Origin of the sequence: Azospirillum sp. B510, from assembly GCF_000010725.1 — a bacterium.
GTDB lineage: Bacteria > Pseudomonadota > Alphaproteobacteria > Azospirillales > Azospirillaceae > Azospirillum > Azospirillum lipoferum_B.
In genome coordinates, this window is record NC_013857.1 from 426,844 (window position 1) to 444,532 (window position 17,689).

Below are 17,689 nucleotides of genomic sequence, written 5' to 3' on the forward strand. Positions count from 1 at the left end.
CGCCGCCCGCCTTCATTCTGACGGAGGATGGCGATGAACGGCAGAACACGGGCAACGGTATTGTCGAGTCCGATCCGTCGCCGGCGGGCCCTGGCCATGCTGTCGGGCGCTCCGGTCCTGCTCTCGGCCTCCCTCGGCTTCGCCGCGGAGCCGCTCGGGTTCGATGAGCTTTACCGCAGCTTCGGCGTGCTCGGACTCGAGTTCTCCGAGAAGGTGAAGCGCCTTTCCGGACGCGATGTCGCCATCGAGGGCTTCATGGCCCCTCCGCTCAAGGCGGAAGCGGCCTTCTTCGTCCTGACCCGTATTCCGATGGCTCTTTGCCCGTTCTGTTCTTCCGACGCCGATTGGCCGGACGACATCCTGGTCGTCTATCTGGCGGCGAAACAGACCTTCGTGCAGTACAACGCGCCGATCCGGGCCCGCGGCGTTCTGGAGTTCGGCGGCTGGACGGATCCGGAAACCGGCTTCGTCAGTCAGCTGCGCTTGCGGGAAGCCTCGTTCCGGACCGTCTGATCGCATGCTCGCCCTCGACGTCACCGGCCTGGAAATGCGTTTTCCCGGCCTTCCGGAGCCGGTGCTGGCCATTGAGCGGCTGCATCTGCCGGCGGGCGGCAGGCTTGCCGTGACCGGCGCCTCCGGCTCCGGCAAGAGCACGTTCGTCAATGCGATCACCGGCATGGAGACCGTGGCGCGGGGTGGGGTTTCCTGGAACGGAACCGACATCACGACCCTCACGGCCGGCGGGCGCGACTCCTTCCGCGCCCGCAATATCGGCCTGGTGATGCAGGATTTCCATCTGTTTCCCGGGCTTTCGGCGTTCGACAACGTGGTTCTGCCGGTGCGTCTCGCCCGCCGGCTGACGCGGGAGGAGGCGGACCGCGCCGGTCATCTGCTGGCCGCGACCGGTCTGAAACGACCGCGGCAGAAGATCGAAACCCTGTCGCGCGGCGAAATGCAGCGTGTCGCGGTCGCCCGCGCGCTGCTGTCGCGCCCGGGCGTCGTGGTGGCGGACGAGCCGACGGCCAGCCTTGACCGGCGCACGGGCGAAGAGGTGTCCGAACTCCTCATCCGCCTTTCGGTGGAGGAAGGGGCCACGCTGATCGTGGTGACACACGATCCGTTCCTTGCCGACCGTCTGGACCGGTGCATCCGCTTGGCAAGCGGCCGGATCGATCAGGACATCGCAAAGGCGGCATCCGCATGATCGCGTTCATCCTGGCCGATTTGTGGCGTTTCCGAGCCGGCGCCGCCGCGGTCGTGCTGCTGCTGGCGCTGTCCGTCGCCCTCAGCGTGACGGTGACCCTACAGGAGCGCGCCCTGCGGCTCGGAAGCGCCCGCGCGGCCGAGAAGTTCGACCTCGTTGTCGGCGCGGCGGGCAGCGAGACGCAGCTCACGCTCTCGACGGTGTTCTTGCAGCCCGCCCCCCTGCCCCTGATGCCTGGAGCGGTGTTGGCGAAGTTGGCGGCGGACCCCCGCGTCTCCCTTGCCGCCCCCATCGGGTTCGGGGATTCCGCCTCCGGCTTTCCCATCGTCGGCACGACGACGGCGCTGGTCGCCGCTTTGTCGCCGACACTGGCGGAGGGGGCCGGTTTCGTCCGGCTCGGCGACGCGGTGATAGGGGCGGACGTGCCGCTCGCGCTCGGCAGCGGCATCAAGCCGATGCATGGCACGGCCGAATCGCACGGCCATGTGCATGGCGGCCTGACCTTCCGGGTAACCGGACGGCTGGCATCGACGGGCACGGCCTGGGATCGGGCGATCCTGGTGCCGATCATGGCCGTCTGGCGGTTGCACGGCATGGCCGGTGGAGAGGACCATGATCATGGGCATGAAGACCATGATCATGACCATGAGGAGCATGATCATGGCTCCGATCACGATCATGTGGACGGGGATGCCCATGACGGTACCCCCGCGCCACAGCGCGCCGCCGCCACACGCGAAGCCGGCACCCATGAAACCGCCACCGTCGACGCCGATGCGCCGATCGACGAGCGGTTCGGCGCCGCGACACCGGATGTGCCTGCCGTGCTGGTCAAGCCGAGACGGATTTCCGACGCCTACCGATTGAGGCAGGAATATCGCGCAGCCACCACGCTGGCGGTCTTCCCGGCGGAGGTGCTGACGCGCCTTTACGCCACGCTCGGCGATGCGCGCCGATTGCTGATGGCGATCGCCATGGGCACCCAGACCATCGTCGTCGCCGCCATTCTGTTGGTGACGATCATGCATCTCGGCAACCGGCGGCGGCAGATCGGGGCGCTTCGGGCGCTTGGAGCGCCGGCAAGATCGATCATCGCCCTGGTCTGGGGCGAACTGTTCGTGCTGTTTGCCGTGGGACTGGTCATGGGCATCGGTATCGGTTATGGCGCGGCTCGGATACTTGGCTTCTGGCTGGCGAAGACCACCGCGGTTCCGATGCCCGTCGAATTCGCCGCCGAGGATTTCCTCCTCGCCCTCGGTTGCATGGCCGTCGCCGCCATCGTTTCGATCATCCCGGCCGTGACCGCCCTGCGCGTGAGCCCCGCCACGGCCCTGCGGAACTCCGGGGCCTGACGACATCAAGTGCCACTCCGGCAAAGGGGGTGGCGCGCCATGCATGGCGGCATCGATCGGTATGCCGGCCCCCGCCTAAAAATCCGGACTGCGAGAGCGCGATCGGTTCAGATGGAATCGTCCGAAGCGTGAATCGCACGAAAAAACAGACGGACGCTGGAGTTTCAGATTTCACGCGCCACGTTCCAGCTCGCCACCGATCCCAGAAGGTGGAAGGGCCGTCCACCACATCACATCAGTATACGTTTTTCGACGGGGGAATGACGGCGATGGAATTGCCGGTTCGCGAGATGGTCGAAGACTGCGTGGCGATGATGGAGGAATGGCTGACGCTTCCCCTCGACGCAACGTCGGCGCCCGACACGCCGCGGACTCCGCGCAGCTTCCGCCCCAGGCTGATCGTTCGTGGCTCGTCGCGGCAGTTTGCTGGCACCCCGATTGAAGATTCGCCGTCACGCCGTGCTTTGCCGCTCCACAAGGCTGAAACCAATGTCGACGACACGATCCGATGATGGCGTTCCGCCCAGCTCCGCGAGGATGAGTTCGGCGGCAAGCTCGCCGATCTTCCGGCGATTGAAGCTGATCGTGGAAAGGGAGGGATGCATGTGCGCGCTGAAGGAGAAGTCTCCAAATCCCATGACGGCGATGTCCCCCGGCACGTCCAGCTTTCGCACCTGTGCCTCGGTGATGGCTCCTTGGGCCAGGGGATCGACGGTGCAGAAGACGGCGTCCGGCCGGACCCCGGCGTTCAGCAGATCCGCCAGAGCGGCTCGACCGCGCTCCAAGCTGCCGGGCGTCCCGGTCAACCTGACCGCGACGTCGCTCTTTCCATGCTCCGCCAAGGCCCGCAAAAACCCGTCGCGCCTCCGAAGGGCGCGTTTATCGGACGCCGAAACGACCGCGATGCGATCATAGCCCTTGCCGAAAAAGTGCCTCGCCGCAGCCCGCCCGGCGGCTTCGTGGGAAAAACCGATGGCGATGTCGATCGGGTTCGGTGTCAAATCCCAACTCTCGACGATGGGGATCCCGGCCGCAAGCAACTGCTGGCGCGTACGCGCCGAGTGGTCGATGCCGGTGACGAAGATCGCATCCGGCTTCCGGCTCAACACAGCCAACAGGAGCTTGTCCTCGCGTGAGCCGTCGAACCCAGAGAGGCCCAGAAGAACCTCGTATCCGGCGCCGCTCAAGCGATCGGTCAGCGCTTCGACCGCTTCCGCGAACATGGATGTTCCAATGCTCGGAACGATGGCGGCGACAAGGCGGCTTTGGTTCGACCTCAACCCTCCGGCCATCAGGTTCGGAACGTAACCGAGCTGATCGATCGATCTACGGATGGATGTCAGTGTCTCTTCGGACACCATGGAAGGCTGGTTGATGGCGCGGGACACGGTCATCGTGGAAACGCCGGCAAGGCGCGCGACCTCCTTGAGCGTTACCGCGCTGGCTTCCTTGCCTCGCTTTTTCTGCTGGCGCTGGGCTCGTGGGGGTGTCCGGGAATCCATCAGTCCATCCATGGGTCAACTTCCGTCATTCTATCATCGGTCGAGAACGGCAAGCGCCGGAATCACGCGCCGCGGTCAGCAAACTCGACTACACTCACCCCCCGGATGATATCGATCACATATAGCGGCCATGGACAGCTCATGCCAATGGTCGCTCGGATTCTCGGATTTATTTCCGATATACCTCTTGAAATCGGCGCCAAGACCACCCCTCGCGCCAGAACACGATTGCTCGCAATGGAATAATATAATAACGATAACATAAATTGAACGCGAAGGATGACGTGCTGGCGCGCGCCCTTTGCCCGACCGGAGCGCCCACGCCCCGGCGACAAGCCCACAAGGACGAACACGATGTCTTCTCGAAACGAAGCCGTAAGCTGGATCAAGCTGCAATCGACCTTTCTGCCGCTAACCGGGAAAATTCATGAGGGTTGGCGGGTGTAGCGGCATCCGTTGAGCGGCCGTAGGATTTGGGTGCTGACGCCAACTCCTGCCGTTTCCGGAGCGCCCACCCGCCATGGTTGATCATACCCTGCCGCTGCCCGGCCTGTCACCCGTTGCTGGAAAGCCGGTGATCGGGCGCTTTGATGGCGGCCGCCTGTCCTCCGATGGCGGGCTGCTGGTGCTGCGGGAGGTGGCGAAGCGGCTGCGGATTGCCGATCGGCTGGCCGCCTGTATTGAGGACCCGCGCGATCCAACGCGCACCGTGCATTCGCTGGCCGACATCATCGGCTTTCGCCTGCTGGCCATCGCGGCGGGCTACGAGGACGGCAACGACGCCGGCAGCCTACGCTCCGACCCGCTGTTCAAGATGGCCCTGGAACGCCTGCCGTCCGAGCGTGACCTTTGCTCGCAAGCCACCATCTCGCGCCTGGAGAACCTGCCGGATACCCGCGCACTGCTGCGCATGGGCCGAGCCATGGTCGATCTCTACTGCGCGTCCTTTCGCCAGGTGCCCAAGCGCATCATGCTGGATGTAGACGACACCTTCGACACGGTGCATGGCGGTCAGCAGTTGCGCCTGTTCAACGCCCATTATGACGAGTACGGCTTCCAGCCCATCGTTGTCTTCGACGGCAACGGCCGCTTTGTCACCGCTGTGCTGCGCCCAGCCAAGCGGCCCAAGGGGACGGAGATCCGGACCTTCCTGCGTCGCCTGCTCCGCGCCATTCGGGCAAACTGGCCCAAGACCGAGATCCTGCTGCGCGCCGACGGCCATTACGCCTGCCCGGAGGTGCTGGACTGGTGCGAGGCGGAGGGGCTCGACTACGTGCTCGGTCTGCCGACCAGCAGCACACTGCGCCGTCACGTCACCACGCTGGAGGCCAGCACCGCGGCGCGCTTCCAGGCCATGCCCGGAGCCGACAAGGTGCGCCGCTTCAAGGAATTCTATGACGGGGCCAGCACCTGGAGCCGGGTCCGCCGCATCGTCGCGCGCGTCGAGGCAGGAGACCAGGGCACCGACAGCCGCTTCATCGTCACCAACCTACGCCACGGCACGGGTCGCTGGCTGTATGCCGGCCTGTATTGCGCGAGGGGACAGGCGGAAAATCATATAAAAGCCTGGAAATCCCACCTTGCCGCAGACCGGACCTCCTGCACCAAGGCGACGGCCAACCAGTTCCGCCTGTTCCTGCACGCCGGGGCGTACTGGCTGCTGTGGAGCCTGCGCTCGCTGATGCCGAAACGCTCCCGCTGGCGCACGGTGCAATTCGACACCTTGCGGCTGCGCTTGGTGAAGACCGCCGCGCGTATCGTGGAGATGAAGACGCAGATCAAGGTGCACCTGCCGACCAGCGCGCCTGATCAGGCGATCATCCACCTCGCCCTCGGCCGCATGCCCCGGCTCATCTGCTGAGCACCGGGGCAGCGTGCCCCAGCCGTCACCCAATCCCCTCCACCACCAACTCCGACACCGTCACGCCGCCGTCAGCGCGGCGGCCGACGACGCGCGCCCATACAGCCCAACGTTGATCATCTCAACGCGGCGACCAGACCGCTCGCCACCCTGGTGAATAAAGGCGGCTAAGGAACCCGATCAGCGACGCCAAGGTGCTGACGGGGCGCCAGAAGCCGATGACGGAAATCGCCATCCTGTTCTGCGAGATCGAGACCAGCGAGGGGAACCGTGGCCTGGGCTTCAGCTATTCCAAGCGGGCGGGCGGTCCCGGACAATTCGCCCATGCCAAGGAGATCGCCCCCGCTTTGATCGGCGAAGACCCCAGCGACATCGCCAAGGCCTGGGACAAGCTGTGCTGGGCCGGCGCCTCCGTCGGCCGGACCGGCCTCGCGGCTCAGGCGATCGGCGCCTTCGACGTGGCCCTGTGGGACCTGAAGGCCAAGCGCGCCGGCCTTTCTCTGGCGAAGCTGCTGGGAGCCCAGCGCGAGTCGGTGCGTTGCTACAACACGTCCGGCGGCTTCCTGCCAGGGCGATTCAGAGAAGGTGGATGAAATTCGGGTGACGCGAGTCGTCGGTTGATTCACAAGGCTATCGGCAGGAACCGAGCCGGAGAGTCGGAGCGATGAGGGGTGGACCGCGGACGTTGTGGGAGGTTGTGGGAGCGATCCCGGATCGCCGGGGCCGGAAGGGGCGGCAGTACCCTCTGGCATCGGTTTTGATTTGGCGCTTTCGGCGATGCTGGCGGGGGCCAACGACCTGATGGCGATCTTTCGCTGGGGGCGACGGTTGCCGCCCGAGGCTCTTTACCTGCTGGGCCTGGAGCGGGCGCCGTGTCACGCCATGTACCACTATTTCTTCAAGGCTTTGGACGTTACGGCGGCCGAGGCGGTGTTGGGGGAATGGGCGCGCGGCTCCGGCCCGGTCGGACATGTGGCGCTCGACGGCAAGCGCCTGAAGGGCAGCGCGCCGGCCGGGCACGATGGCAGCGAAGGCGTGCATCTGCTGGCCGCCTTCGCCAGCCGGCTGGGGACGGTGATCGGCCAGTTGCGGGTGCCGCCCGAAGCCAACGAGATCACCGCCGCGCTGACGCTGCTCAAGAGCCTGCCGCTGGGCGGTGCGGTAATCACCGGGGATGCGGTGTTCTGTCAGCGCGCCATCTGCCAAGCCATCCGCGACGGCGGCGGCGATTATCTGTTCACCGTCAAAGCCAACCAACCGGCGCTGATGGCCGATCTCGCCGTCGCCTTCGGTGACGCTTTTCCCCCCGGAGCTGGTGGCGGCGTTCCAGGGCCAGCCCCCGCCTCCCGCCCTGGACGGGCCGCCGCCGGACCGTGAGGGCGCGCAGACCGTGGAGAAGGGGCACGGGCGCATCGAAACCCGCCGCATCACCGTCAGCCGCGAGGTCGTTCCCGCGCTCGACTGGCCCGGCGTGGCGCAGGTCTGCCGCATCGAGCGGACCCGCGAGGTCAAGGGCGCGATCTCGCACGAAACCGTCTACGTCATCACCAGCCTGGACCGCGACCACGCCTCGCCTGCGGCGCTGCTCGCGCTCGCCCGCGACCACTGGGGCATCGAGAACCGCCTGCACTGGAGGCGTGACGTCCTCTTGAGCGAAGACGCCAGCCGGGTGCGATCCGGCGCCGTGCCACAGGCCATGGCGATGCTGCGCAACACCATGCTGGGCATCGCCAATCTCTTCGGCGCCCCACTCCCCGCCGTCCGCATGGCATGCGCCGAAGATCGCTGTGCCACAATCGCAACCGTCAAAAACGGCTTTCTTTGAATGGCCCTGGGCTTCCTGCACACCCCCCTGGACGAGTTGCTGGTCAACGCCGACATTTCCCGCGAGAAAGGCATCGGCGGCATCAAGCTGAAGGTCGGCCAACCGAACTGGGCGCTCGACATCGAGCGCGTTTCCAGGGTGCGCGCGCATCTCGGCGACGCTTTCCCGCTGATGGTCGACGCCAACCAGCAATGGGATCGCCCGACTGCCATGCGCTTGGGCCGCATCCTCGAACAGTTCAACCTGATCTGGATCGAAGAGCCGCTCGACTGTTATGACGCGGCCGGCCACGCGGCCCTGGCCGCGCAACTCGACACGCCGATCGCAACCGGCGAAATGCTGACGAGCGTATTGGAGCACTGGGACTTCATCCGCCAGGGCGGCGCGGATTTCCTGATGCCCGACGGCCCCCGTGTGGGCGGCGTCACACCTTTCCTGAAGGTGGCGACCCTGGCGGAGTTCTCCGGCCTCCAGATCGCGCCGCACTTTTCGATGGAACTGCACATCCACCTTGCCGCAGCCATGCAGCGCGAGCCGTGGGTCGAGCATTTCGAATGGCTCGAACCGTTGTTCAACGAGCGTCTGGAGGTCAGAGACGGCCGCATGATCGTTCCGACCCGGCCCGGTCTCGGCGTCAGCCTGAGCGAAAACGTCGCGATCTGGACACGCGAAACCGCCGAGTTCGGCAAGCGCGCCTGACGACGCTTTGCCGTGGGGAGGCAAGCCTCCAGTCCGGCGGCATGGTTGCTTTCCGCGGTTCGGCCGGGCATCGGAAGAGTCTGTGGATCGCCGGCCAGCACGCGGCGGAAGGGCAATCAGTCGGTCGCCTCCAGAACCTCGCGCGATTCGCCGATGACGGCGCGGAAATGGTGGGTGTCGCTTTGCGCCCGCCCCAACCCGGGGAGATGCCTCGCCGTCGGGCGGACGCCGCCGTCGGCGAGGCCCCTGGCATAGGTCGCGGCGACCTCGGCCACCATTTCCGGATCGCCGGAAATCGCCCGCTGAGCGATGAGGCTTTGGAAATCCAACGGATCGGGCGGACGGCCGCGGCGCAGGTCGAGGACCGGCGCGAGGTTGACGGTCACGCCGATCGATTGCAGGTCCCGCCCATGCGCCTGCGCGAGAGCACGCGCTGCGGCACGGCGCTCGTCGGAGGGGCCGGCCGGCCGGCGCCACCGGGGCCGAGCGATGCGGCAGCCAGGGCGACAGCCGGGACACCCGCGCGCCGCCACCGTGCGGAGGGGAACGACCAGCCAGAGCGGGACGAGCATCGGCCGCCGCAGGGAGAGCCGGCCGCGGCCGTCGCGATCAGGGGCAGCGACCAGCCCTTGACCGGGGTCAGATAGGGATCGTGGATGTTGGCACCGGTGAGAGCCAGCAGCAGGCGGCCGGCCCGCCAGGCGAAAGCCCTCACGGTTCCTCTCCCTGCCAGTCCACGCGCTGGGTGACGGCCATGACCGCCGACAGGACCAGGAACAGGGCGATCGTCCCCACCAACAGCGAGTAGTTTTCCAGTCCGATGAGGAGGTGGAGGAAGGCAAACAGGCCCGCCAGCGCCGCCGCGAAGACCAGGGTCGGACCTGCGCGCCGGGTGACCGCCGCGGTGTAGGCCGTCGCCTGGACCAGGACGAGTGCCGCGCTGATCCAGTAGCCGGCAACATAGCCGCACGGTTCGGCGAAGGACACCAGCAGAAGGGAGAACAGAGTCATCGACAGCCCGAGCAGGCCATACTGGACGATGTGGATGCGCACGCTGGAGAGAAGCTCGAACAGCGCATAGACCGTGAAGGACAGCACGACGAAGAGACTGGCGTATTTCGAGGCCCGGTTGATCATGCGGTAGGTGGGAACCGCCTCCAGCAGCTCGACGCCGACCGAGGGGAGATACTGGGCTTCGGCGGAGTCCAGCAGCGCCGCGTCGGAGCGGAGCGGCGGCCTGGTATAATCGGAGACGTTCCACCGCGCCTCGAAAGCGTCGGCGGTCACGGTCGGGTCCGACGGCAGCACGGTGCCGACGAAGCTCGGCGTCGGCCACGGCGCCTTGATGACCGCGATGGCCTGCCGACTGTCGAGGGTCTGGTGGAAGGCCCCGGTACCACGCAGCGTCACCGTCGCCTGGAACTTCATCTCCACGTTGGTGGCGGGGGCCGCCGCGATGGTCGGACGGGCGGCCAGCGCGGCGCCCCGGCAGTCTTCGACGCGGGCGACCAGCTCCTGGCAGCCGCGCCAGGGGATGGTCTCCCCGTTCCAGACCACGCGGTCCTCGGCCGTCATGCCGGCCAGCCCCGATACCTGAAGCAGGAAGACACTGTCCTGCCAGGAGATGGAACCGCTACGCCCAACCAGCTTTTCGAGGCTGGACGCGAACGGGACCGCGAAGGTGCCGGTCATTTCCAGCGCCGCGGTGTAGACGGTCGCGGAGAACAGGCCGCGCCTTTTGCGCTCCGGCACCAGGGCCGCCTGCGTCGCCAGGGTCGCGGGCGCGATCTTCAGGTAACCGCGGGTCTTGCCGTCGGCGGCGAGATAGGGAACCGCCAGGACTGGTGTCCGCACGATCTGCTCAGGGCTCCAGCTCCGCACCAGTTCCTCCTGCATCTCCGCCTGGCGGTCGGAGCGTTCGCCGATGATCCCGGAGACCGGCAGGCCAGCGATGAGGGTCACCGCCAGAAGCAGGACGATCCGCAGGAACTTCGCGGATCGGCGGTTCCGGCGCACGGGTGGGGGATTGGTTGGGGAATCGGACGGAACGGTCATTCGGACACTCCACGAGGCGATGGCAAACCGGTCCCCAGCGTGACGCCCCGGCATGCCGCGGCGATGACGCGGTTGTGCAGCCGGAAAGGAATCTCCGTGCAGAACTTGTGCAGATTATCGGGTAGGGTTGCGCTGCCATGACCAAGATCCTGCTGATCGACGACGATCCCCACATCCGTGACATCGTCCGCTTCGCCCTGAAGCGGGAGGGCTTCGCCGTGGTCGAGGCCGGGGATGGCGTCCAGGGGCTGGCGCTGGCCCAGGCGGACTCTCCCGACCTGATCCTGCTCGACATCGGCATGCCGGAGATCGACGGAACCGAGGTCTGCCGCCGGCTGCGCCGGGAGAGCCGGGTCCCCATCATCTTCCTGTCGTCGCGCGACGACGAGATCGACCGAATTCTCGGCCTCGAACTGGGGGGCGACGATTACGTTACCAAGCCCTTCTCGCCGCGCGAGCTGACGGCGCGGGTCAAGGCGGTGCTGCGGCGGGTGGTCCCGCCGGAGCCGCCGGTTCCAGAGGGGCCGGCACCGGTCCTTCGCAACAACCGCCTGCGCCTGGACCTGGACGGCGTGCGTGCCTTCTGGGACGAGATGGAAGTGGTGCTGACCGCCACCGAGTTCTGCCTGCTGCGCACCCTCGCCGACCGGCCTGGAAAGGTGTTCAGCCGCGACGCCCTGATGGACGGCACCTATGCCACCGAACGCTATGTCGCCGACCGCACGGTGGACAGCCATATCCGCCGGGTCCGAGCCAAATTCCAGGCGGTGGGCGGCGCTCCTGTCGAAACCGTGCATGGGCTGGGCTACAAGCTGTCGGACTGCCGATGAGATCGCCGTTCGGACGGCGGCCGTCGATCGCGACCGTGCTGCTGGTCATGACGGTGGCGGCACTGGTCCTGCCGCTGAGCGGCCTGTGGATCCTGCGCCTCTACGAAAGCGCCCTGATCCGCCAGACGGAATCGGAACTGATCGCCCAGGCCGGGGTGGTCGCCGCCTTCTACCGCGACGCTTGGCGCCGGGCCGGCGGAAAGGCGGAGGAGCTCGGGCCCCCGGTCGATCCGGCCTGGACACGCCCGCCGGGCTTCGATCCGCCCTGGACGCCGCGGTTCGCCAGCCTCGACCTTGCCGAGGATCCGATCCTTCCCCTTGCCCCCGATCCGGTCCCGGCGATGGCGGGCGACCCGACAGCCGCCATTGCCGGATCGACGCTCGGCCCGATCCTGCGCGAGGCGCAGCGCATCACCCTGGCCGGCATGAGGGTCACCGATCGCCAGGGGGTGGTCGTCGCCAGCACCGGCGAGGAGATGGGCCTGTCCCTGGCGCGGCAGGACGAGGTCCGCCGCGCCCTGGCCGGCGAGGCCGCCAGCGTCCTGCGCGAACGCACAAGCCACGACCGTGTGAGCTACCGGTCCGCTTCAGACAGCCCGGCCGTGCCGGATCGGAGCCGGTCGGTGAGGGTCTTCACCGCCCAGCCCGTGCTCGAGGACGGGCGCGTCGTCGGCGTGGTGGTGGTGTCGCGCACGCCGCGCAGCATCGCCGACACCCTCTACGGCAAGCGCTGGCACCTCGCAGGGCTCGCGGTGCTGTTGCTGGCATCAGTCGGGGTGCTGGCGCGGTTGGGGACGGTCGCCATCGCCCGCCCGCTCCGGGCGGTCACGGGGCTGGCGAAGCGCACGGCGGACGGCGAACGGGGCGTGATGGTCCCGCTGCCGCGCCCGGTGGTGCGCGAGGTCGCCGAACTGTCGGACGCGCTGACCCGGATGGCGAGGACGCTGGAGGAGCGGGCCGACTACATCCGCGACTTTGCCGCCCACGTCTCGCACGAGTTCAAGACACCGCTGACGACCATCCGCGGCACCGTCGAGCTGCTGCGCGATCACACGGACAGCATGCCTCCCGAAGAGCGGGACCGCTTCCTCGCCAACATGGACTCCGAGGCCGGACGGCTGTCCCGCCTCGTCCGCCGCCTGCTCGAACTGGCACGTGCCGACGTGATGACTGTGACCGACGATGCAGTGACCGACGCCGTGCCGGTCGCCGCTCGTCTGGCCGATCGTCATGGCGCGGACACGTCCCTGCCGGCGTCATTGCCGGTCGCCATCGGGCAGGAGTCCCTGGAAAGCGTCCTGGCGAACCTGATCGAGAATGCAAGACACCATGCCGGCGCGGACGCGCGGGTGACCGTCACTCTGCGGGCCGAGGGCGAGCGGGCGATCCTGCGGGTTGCCGACGACGGGCCGGGCATCTCGCCGGCGAATGCCGACCGGGTCTTCGTCCCCTTCTTCACCACCGCGCGCGACCGCAGCGGCACCGGTCTCGGCCTCACAATTGCGCGGGGGCTGGTGGAGGCCCATGGCGGAAGCATCACCCTGCTACCCTCCGAACGCGGCGCCCTGTTCGAGGTCGCCCTGCGCCGGGTCATACCACTCAGGTAAAAATTCCGCCGGGCACCGTGCAGCGCTATGGTGGCGTCCGCACCCGGGAGTTGGCCCCAAGCCGAGGGAAGATATGCAGCCTATAATTGAGATCCGTGGGTTGGAAAAGACCTACGCATCCGGCTTCCAGGCCCTGAAAGGAGTCGATCTCGACATCCGCCGCGGCGAGATCCTGGCACTGCTCGGTCCGAACGGTGCCGGCAAGACGACGCTGATCAGCATCGTCTGCGGCATCGTCCGGGCGACATCGGGCAGCGTGACGGTGGACGGTCACGACATCCGGCGCGACTGGCGCGCCGCGCGGTCCCTGATCGGTCTGGTCCCCCAGGAACTGACGACCGAGTCGTTCGAGAGCGTCTGGGCGACCGTCAGCTTCAGCCGGGGCCTGTTCGGCAAGCCGCCCAACCCCGCGGTGATCGAGCGGATCCTGAAGGACCTGTCCCTGTGGGACAAGAAGGACACCAAGGTCATGGCGCTGTCCGGCGGCATGAAGCGGCGCGTGCTGATCGCGAAGGCGCTGTCGCACGAGCCGCGCATCCTGTTCCTGGACGAACCGACCGCCGGTGTGGATGTGGAGCTTCGCCGCGGCATGTGGGAGATGATCGGGCGCCTGCGCGACAGCGGCGTCACCATCATCCTGACCACCCACTATATCGAGGAGGCGGAGGAGATGGCCGACAGCATCGGCGTGATCTCCGGCGGCCGGATCGTCCTGGTGGAGGAAAAGGCCGCGTTGATGCAGAAGTTGGGGAAGCGGCAGCTGACCCTGCAATTGCAGCCCCCTTTGAACGCCATCCCATCCGAACTCGCCGACTACCCGCTCACGCTGTCGGAGGGCGGGCGGGAACTGGTCTACAGCTTCGACACGCAGCGGGAGCGCACCGGCATCGCCGGGCTTCTCCGCAAGCTGGGCGACCACGGCATCACTTACACGAACCTGCGCACCGAAGAGAGCTCCCTGGAGGAGATCTTCGTCAATCTGGTGAGGGGGCGGGCATGAACCTTCATGCGATCAAGGCCATCTATGTCTTCGAACTGGCCCGCACCTGGCGCACGCTGTTCCAGAGCATCGCCGGCCCGGTGATCTCCACCTCGCTGTATTTCGTCGTGTTCGGGGCGGCGATCGGCGGGCGTTTCGCATCGATCGAGGGCGTCAGCTACGGCGCGTTTCTCGTCCCCGGCCTCGTCATGATGTCGGTCCTGACGGAAAGCGTGTCGAACGCGTCCTTCGGCATCTATATGCCACGCTATTCCGGCACTATCTACGAACTGCTGTCGGCCCCCGTCTCCGCCTTCGAGACGGTGATCGGCTATGTCGGCGCGGCGGCGACCAAGTCCATCATCCTTGGAACGCTGATCCTGCTGACGGCGCGGCTGTTCGTGGATTTTTCCATCGCGCACCCGGTCTGGATGATCGCCTTCCTCATGCTGACATCGGTGACCTTCAGCCTGCTCGGTTTCATTCTGGGTATCTGGGCCGACGGCTGGGAAAAGTTGCAGATCGTGCCGATGCTGATCGTGACACCACTCGCTTTCCTGGGCGGGAGCTTCTATTCGATCAACATGCTGCCGCCGTTCTGGCAGACGGTCACCCTGTTCAATCCGGTGGTCTATCTGGTCAGCGGCTTCCGCTGGAGCTTCTACGGCGCCTCCGACATGCCCGTCGCATTGAGCCTCGGCATGACCGCCCTGTTGCTGGTGATCTGCCTTGCCGTCGTGTGGTGGATTTTCCGCACGGGCTATAAGCTGAAGAACTGACCGGCCACCGGCTTTGCCTGAAGCAGGCAAAGAGAATGCCCTGGCGGGTGAACCGCTCGGGGCCGAGGCTGTCGGCCAAAGTCGGGGAGGAATGAGGTGACCCTCCTCCGAATCGGTGGACATCTCTGCTAGGGCCTGTTGACGTTCACCGCGTTACCAAGATGGTAGCGACGAGGTTAATGGCAGCGGCGAAGCTTGTATCAGTTTTGTCGTATCGTGTGGCGATGCGTCGGGGTTCCCCAGCGCATCGACGACGGCCAGGATCTTGGTCGTCAGCCCGCCACGAGAGCGACCTATGGCCTGCGCCTGAGCCCCCCTTGCGCCGGTACCGTGCTGATGCACCCGGACAATCGGGTCGTCAATGATCGCGTACCGGAAGTCCGCGTCGCTCGATAAAGCGGCGAAGACCTCGTCGAAGACACCGGCCTTGGCCCATCGGCGATAGCGCTGGAACACCGAGTTCCAATTGCCGAACGCTGCGGGCAAGTCCCGCCAGGGCGCTACAACGCGGACGATCCACAGGACCGCCTCCAAAAACAGGCGATTGTCCGCTGCCGAGCGGCCGGGGGCGCCCACTTTGCAGGGAAGAAGCGGCGCTATCCGCTTCCACTGATCATCTCGCGATACAATCCGATCCAAGGCCACCTCCCTTTTGGTAGCCTTGAATCAAATTTCTACGACCATCGGAAGCCCCTTCTCAACGCGAATGTCAACAGGCCCTAGTACTACAGCCGGTCCTTATCGGTTTGGGTGCGTCGTTTCCAATGGGAGCGCCGTGCTCGCTGTTGGTGGCGTCTTCGCCAGATGGACCAATCGATAATGGCGGTGGGTGGCGCGGGGGGCCGGCCGATCAAGGCGACCAGGAGGGCGCGGATCTCGGGCACGGTCAAGGGCAGAAGATCGGCGGACAGGTCGAGTTGATCCTCTCCCCCCGATGGCCGCCGTGCGCACGACGGTGAGAAAGGCCAGGGCCAGCATGGCCAAGGTGACGTGGCGGTGCCAGCCGGTCCACGAGCGCACCTCGTACTGGTCGAGCCCGACCTCGCCCTTCGCCGCCTCGAAGCAGGACTCGATGGTCCAGCGCGACCCGGCGACCCGGACCAATGTGGCGACCGGCGTGCCTTCCGGGGCGAAGGTCAGATAGTAGGTGAGTTTGTCCGGCTCGGCGATGGAGCGGCGCACCAGCAGACCGCGGCACCAGCCCTCGCGCAGGGAAGCGTAGGTTTTGTGCGCCCAGTCGTAGAGGCGTGGCCCCTTGGCTCCGTCGCCAGCACTCAACCGCTGCCAGTCGGTGGCGGTGAAGCCGGTCGTCCGCTCCTTGACCGTATCGAAGCCCATGGGCGCGCGCTGTTTGCTGGTGATCGCCAGCACGTAGCCCAGCGGTTGGCGCTCCAGCCATAGCCGCAGCGCGTAGTCCCCGCCGTAGACGGAGTCGGCGGTCACCCAGCGGCAGGGCAGGCCGGCTGCCACGGCGCGCTCCAGCATCGCCCGCCCCAGTTTCGGCTTGGTGGCGAAGCCGACGGCGTTGGGGACGCCGGCCATCCGTCGGCGTTCGTCGTTGCCAGCCCAGTCCTCGGGCAGATAGAGAGCGCGGTCGACCAGCACCCGGCCGCGTCGGCTGGCGTAGCCGAGGAAGACGCCGATCTGGCAGTTTTCGATACGTCCGGCGGTGCCGGAATACTGCCGCTTCACCCCGACCGAGCGGGTGCCCTTCTTGACGAAGCCGGTTTCATCGAGGACCAGCACGGCCTCATCGTCGCTCAACCGTTCGATGACATAGGCCTGGAGGTCGTCGCGGACGGCGTCGGCATCCCAACGGGTCCGGGCCAGGAAATCCTGCATCGCCGCCGGCGAGCAATCCCCGGCGGCTTCGGCCAACTGCCAGCCATTCTTGCGATCCAGCGGCGCCAAAAGACCTCTCACGTAACGCAGAGCCCGTTGGCGACCGGCCGCGCTGTAGAAGGACCTCAATCCGCCGACCAGCCCTTCCAGGGCATCGGACCATTCCGCCGCTTCCGTCATCTCGGTCATGCTCGGACCCTCCAGTCGGTTCCAAGCTCAACAGGCCGCCCGGCCGCATATTCCGTCTTTCGCGACCGGCTGTAGTACTAGCCACGGTGAAACGGATGGGCGAGGCGGCCCGTCCCCTTGCCCGCTCCGGCGGTCATTGCGGCCTCGTCCTGTCGACCGCCTTGTCCGGACCTCCGATTTCCAGCACCGGGGCCGAAAACAGGTAGCCGCGGTTGTGCACCGTCTGGATCGGCGCCTTGCCGCCCATGGTGATCTCTATCTTCCGGCGCAAGCGGGAAACCAGCACGTCGAGGCTGCGGTTGCCGGACTCGTCCTCGCGATAGCCCAGCGCCACCAGCAGCGCGCCGCGCGAAACGGTCGCCCCCGGTTCGAGCAGCATGGCGTCGAGCAGACGCATCTCCGACGAGGTGACCTGCACCGTCCGCCCACGGGGGTCGCGCAGCAGCCAGTCCACATGGTCCAGCACCCAGGCGTCGGCCGCCGGACTCTCCACGGCGGCGACCCGGCCCGACGCCGGGCTCTCGCTTGCCGCCGCCGTCCGTCTGGGCAGCCGCCCGACCAGATTGAGCAGGGCGGCGGCCAATTCGCGACAATCCACCGGCTTGACGAAATAAAGGTCGGCGCCGCTCTGAAACCCCTTGATGCGGTCTTCGGAGGCGCCGCGGGCGGTCAGCATCACCACGCCGATCTCCCGCCGTCGGCGCAGAAGGGAGGCGATCTCGAATCCCTCCTGATCCGGCAGCCCGACATCGATCACCGCCACATCGATATCCATGGTCGCCAACGCCTGGAAGAACTCCAACGCCGTGCCGACGCCGATGGTGGTGAACCCCGTCAGCTTCAGATATTCCTCGATGCTCTCGCGCAGGTCGCCGTCATCCTCGACCAGGATCACGCGCGGCCGCAAGGCGCCTGCTTGATCATGCCCGGCCATGCCTGCGGGCTTCGGATCGGTCATTTCCATC

General features: G+C 66.7%; 15 protein-coding genes and 3 pseudogenes. 12 read left to right on the top strand and 6 right to left on the bottom strand.

The window, feature by feature from the left end; genetic code table 11:
• The first annotated feature begins 27 nt into the window (after positions 1–27).
• The 4 genes from AZL_RS26345 to AZL_RS35860 all read left to right on the top strand — a co-directional run bounded on the left by AZL_RS26345 (position 28) and on the right by AZL_RS35860 (position 3,068).
• Complete coding sequence (locus AZL_RS26345) at positions 28–513, top strand: hypothetical protein (RefSeq protein WP_012977471.1); 486 nt, start codon at positions 28–30, stop codon at positions 511–513.
• 4 nt (positions 514–517) lie between these two features.
• A complete protein-coding gene (locus tag AZL_RS26350) occupies positions 518–1,204 on the top strand; it encodes an ABC transporter ATP-binding protein (RefSeq protein ID WP_012977472.1) in 687 nt (228 codons plus the stop codon).
• On the top strand, positions 1,201–2,556 hold the full coding sequence (locus tag AZL_RS26355) for an ABC transporter permease (protein ID WP_012977473.1): 1,356 nt from the start codon (positions 1,201–1,203) through the stop codon (positions 2,554–2,556). The genes AZL_RS26350 and AZL_RS26355 overlap by 4 nt, the downstream gene beginning before the upstream one ends.
• Before the next feature lie 128 nt (positions 2,557–2,684).
• Positions 2,685–3,068 carry a hypothetical protein gene (locus AZL_RS35860; RefSeq protein ID WP_148219652.1) on the top strand — a complete coding sequence of 128 codons (384 nt, stop codon included), beginning with the start codon at positions 2,685–2,687 and terminating at the stop codon, positions 3,066–3,068.
• Here the strand turns inward: AZL_RS35860 and AZL_RS26360 are convergent.
• Positions 3,009–4,070: a LacI family DNA-binding transcriptional regulator gene (locus AZL_RS26360; protein ID WP_012977474.1), complete on the bottom strand. Its 1,062-nt coding sequence runs from the start codon at positions 4,068–4,070 to the stop codon at positions 3,009–3,011. The two genes, AZL_RS35860 and AZL_RS26360, sit on opposite strands and share 60 nt — an antisense overlap.
• Positions 4,071–4,578: 508 nt before the next feature.
• On the opposite strand from AZL_RS26360, the gene AZL_RS26365 reads away from it, so the two are divergent.
• The 4 genes and pseudogenes from AZL_RS26365 to AZL_RS26385 form a co-directional block, all read left to right on the top strand.
• Positions 4,579–5,919 (top strand): IS1380-like element ISAzs3 family transposase, encoded by a 1,341-nt coding sequence (locus AZL_RS26365; RefSeq protein ID WP_012977036.1) that lies wholly within the window; start codon positions 4,579–4,581, stop codon positions 5,917–5,919.
• 167 nt (positions 5,920–6,086) lie between these two features.
• A pseudogene (locus AZL_RS26370) lies at positions 6,087–6,485 on the top strand (hypothetical protein); the annotation flags it as partial.
• 121 nt (positions 6,486–6,606) lie between these two features.
• Positions 6,607–7,744, top strand: a protein-coding gene (locus tag AZL_RS34800) for an ISAs1-like element ISAzs22 family transposase (RefSeq protein ID WP_076611334.1) whose coding sequence is annotated in 2 segments (ribosomal slippage) — positions 6,607–7,218 and positions 7,220–7,744 — 1,137 coding nt in all. Because the reading frame shifts where the segments join, the coding sequence is not laid out codon by codon here.
• A gap of 9 nt (positions 7,745–7,753) precedes the next feature.
• Positions 7,754–8,443 (top strand): annotated as a pseudogene (locus AZL_RS26385) (mandelate racemase/muconate lactonizing enzyme family protein); the annotation flags it as partial.
• Positions 8,444–8,559: 116 nt separating this feature from the next.
• Here AZL_RS26385 and AZL_RS37445 read toward each other — a convergent pair.
• Complete coding sequence (locus AZL_RS37445) at positions 8,560–9,015, bottom strand: glycoside hydrolase family 3 N-terminal domain-containing protein (RefSeq protein ID WP_148219653.1); 456 nt, start codon at positions 9,013–9,015, stop codon at positions 8,560–8,562.
• Between the two features lie 139 nt (positions 9,016–9,154).
• On the bottom strand, positions 9,155–10,498 hold the full coding sequence (gene creD, locus AZL_RS26400) for a cell envelope integrity protein CreD (RefSeq protein ID WP_042445704.1): 1,344 nt from the start codon (positions 10,496–10,498) through the stop codon (positions 9,155–9,157).
• A 137-nt stretch (positions 10,499–10,635) separates the two neighbouring features.
• On the opposite strand from creD, the gene AZL_RS26405 reads away from it, so the two are divergent.
• The 4 genes from AZL_RS26405 (at position 10,636) to AZL_RS26420 (ending at position 14,693) form a co-directional block, all read left to right on the top strand.
• On the top strand, positions 10,636–11,328 hold the full coding sequence (locus AZL_RS26405) for a response regulator transcription factor (protein ID WP_012977479.1): 693 nt from the start codon (positions 10,636–10,638) through the stop codon (positions 11,326–11,328).
• On the top strand, positions 11,325–12,935 hold the full coding sequence (locus AZL_RS26410) for a sensor histidine kinase (RefSeq protein WP_012977480.1): 1,611 nt from the start codon (positions 11,325–11,327) through the stop codon (positions 12,933–12,935). The genes AZL_RS26405 and AZL_RS26410 overlap by 4 nt, the downstream gene beginning before the upstream one ends.
• A gap of 73 nt (positions 12,936–13,008) precedes the next feature.
• Positions 13,009–13,935: an ABC transporter ATP-binding protein gene (locus AZL_RS26415; protein ID WP_012977481.1), complete on the top strand. Its 927-nt coding sequence runs from the start codon at positions 13,009–13,011 to the stop codon at positions 13,933–13,935.
• Entirely contained in the window at positions 13,932–14,693 is a 762-nt protein-coding gene (locus AZL_RS26420; RefSeq protein WP_012977482.1) for an ABC transporter permease, read from the top strand. The genes AZL_RS26415 and AZL_RS26420 overlap by 4 nt, the downstream gene beginning before the upstream one ends.
• Positions 14,694–14,838: 145 nt before the next feature.
• Here the strand turns inward: AZL_RS26420 and AZL_RS26425 are convergent.
• From AZL_RS26425 to AZL_RS26435, 3 genes and pseudogenes are all read right to left on the bottom strand, one after another.
• A pseudogene (locus tag AZL_RS26425) lies at positions 14,839–15,338 on the bottom strand (IS5 family transposase).
• Between the two features lie 93 nt (positions 15,339–15,431).
• Complete coding sequence (locus AZL_RS26430) at positions 15,432–16,724, bottom strand: IS701-like element ISAzs6 family transposase (RefSeq protein ID WP_012973655.1); 1,293 nt, start codon at positions 16,722–16,724, stop codon at positions 15,432–15,434.
• A gap of 133 nt (positions 16,725–16,857) precedes the next feature.
• Positions 16,858–17,682 (bottom strand): response regulator transcription factor, encoded by an 825-nt coding sequence (locus AZL_RS26435; RefSeq protein WP_052293785.1) that lies wholly within the window; start codon positions 17,680–17,682, stop codon positions 16,858–16,860.
• Positions 17,683–17,689 lie beyond the last annotated feature (7 nt).

Coding starts and splice junctions, on each gene's coding strand:
- AZL_RS26345 (WP_012977471.1), top strand. CDS start 28: ATGGCGATGAACGGCAGAACACGGGCAACGGTATTGTCGAGTCCGATC.
- AZL_RS26350 (WP_012977472.1), top strand. CDS start 518: ATGCTCGCCCTCGACGTCACCGGCCTGGAAATGCGTTTTCCCGGCCTT.
- AZL_RS26355 (WP_012977473.1), top strand. CDS start 1,201: ATGATCGCGTTCATCCTGGCCGATTTGTGGCGTTTCCGAGCCGGCGCC.
- AZL_RS26360 (WP_012977474.1), bottom strand. CDS start 4,070: ATGGATGGACTGATGGATTCCCGGACACCCCCACGAGCCCAGCGCCAG.
- AZL_RS26365 (WP_012977036.1), top strand. CDS start 4,579: ATGGTTGATCATACCCTGCCGCTGCCCGGCCTGTCACCCGTTGCTGGA.
- AZL_RS37445 (WP_148219653.1), bottom strand. CDS start 9,015: ATGCTCGTCCCGCTCTGGCTGGTCGTTCCCCTCCGCACGGTGGCGGCG.
- creD (WP_042445704.1), bottom strand. CDS start 10,498: ATGACCGTTCCGTCCGATTCCCCAACCAATCCCCCACCCGTGCGCCGG.
- AZL_RS26405 (WP_012977479.1), top strand. CDS start 10,636: ATGACCAAGATCCTGCTGATCGACGACGATCCCCACATCCGTGACATC.
- AZL_RS26410 (WP_012977480.1), top strand. CDS start 11,325: ATGAGATCGCCGTTCGGACGGCGGCCGTCGATCGCGACCGTGCTGCTG.
- AZL_RS26415 (WP_012977481.1), top strand. CDS start 13,009: ATGCAGCCTATAATTGAGATCCGTGGGTTGGAAAAGACCTACGCATCC.
- AZL_RS26420 (WP_012977482.1), top strand. CDS start 13,932: ATGAACCTTCATGCGATCAAGGCCATCTATGTCTTCGAACTGGCCCGC.
- AZL_RS26430 (WP_012973655.1), bottom strand. CDS start 16,724: ATGACCGAGATGACGGAAGCGGCGGAATGGTCCGATGCCCTGGAAGGG.
- AZL_RS26435 (WP_052293785.1), bottom strand. CDS start 17,682: ATGACCGATCCGAAGCCCGCAGGCATGGCCGGGCATGATCAAGCAGGC.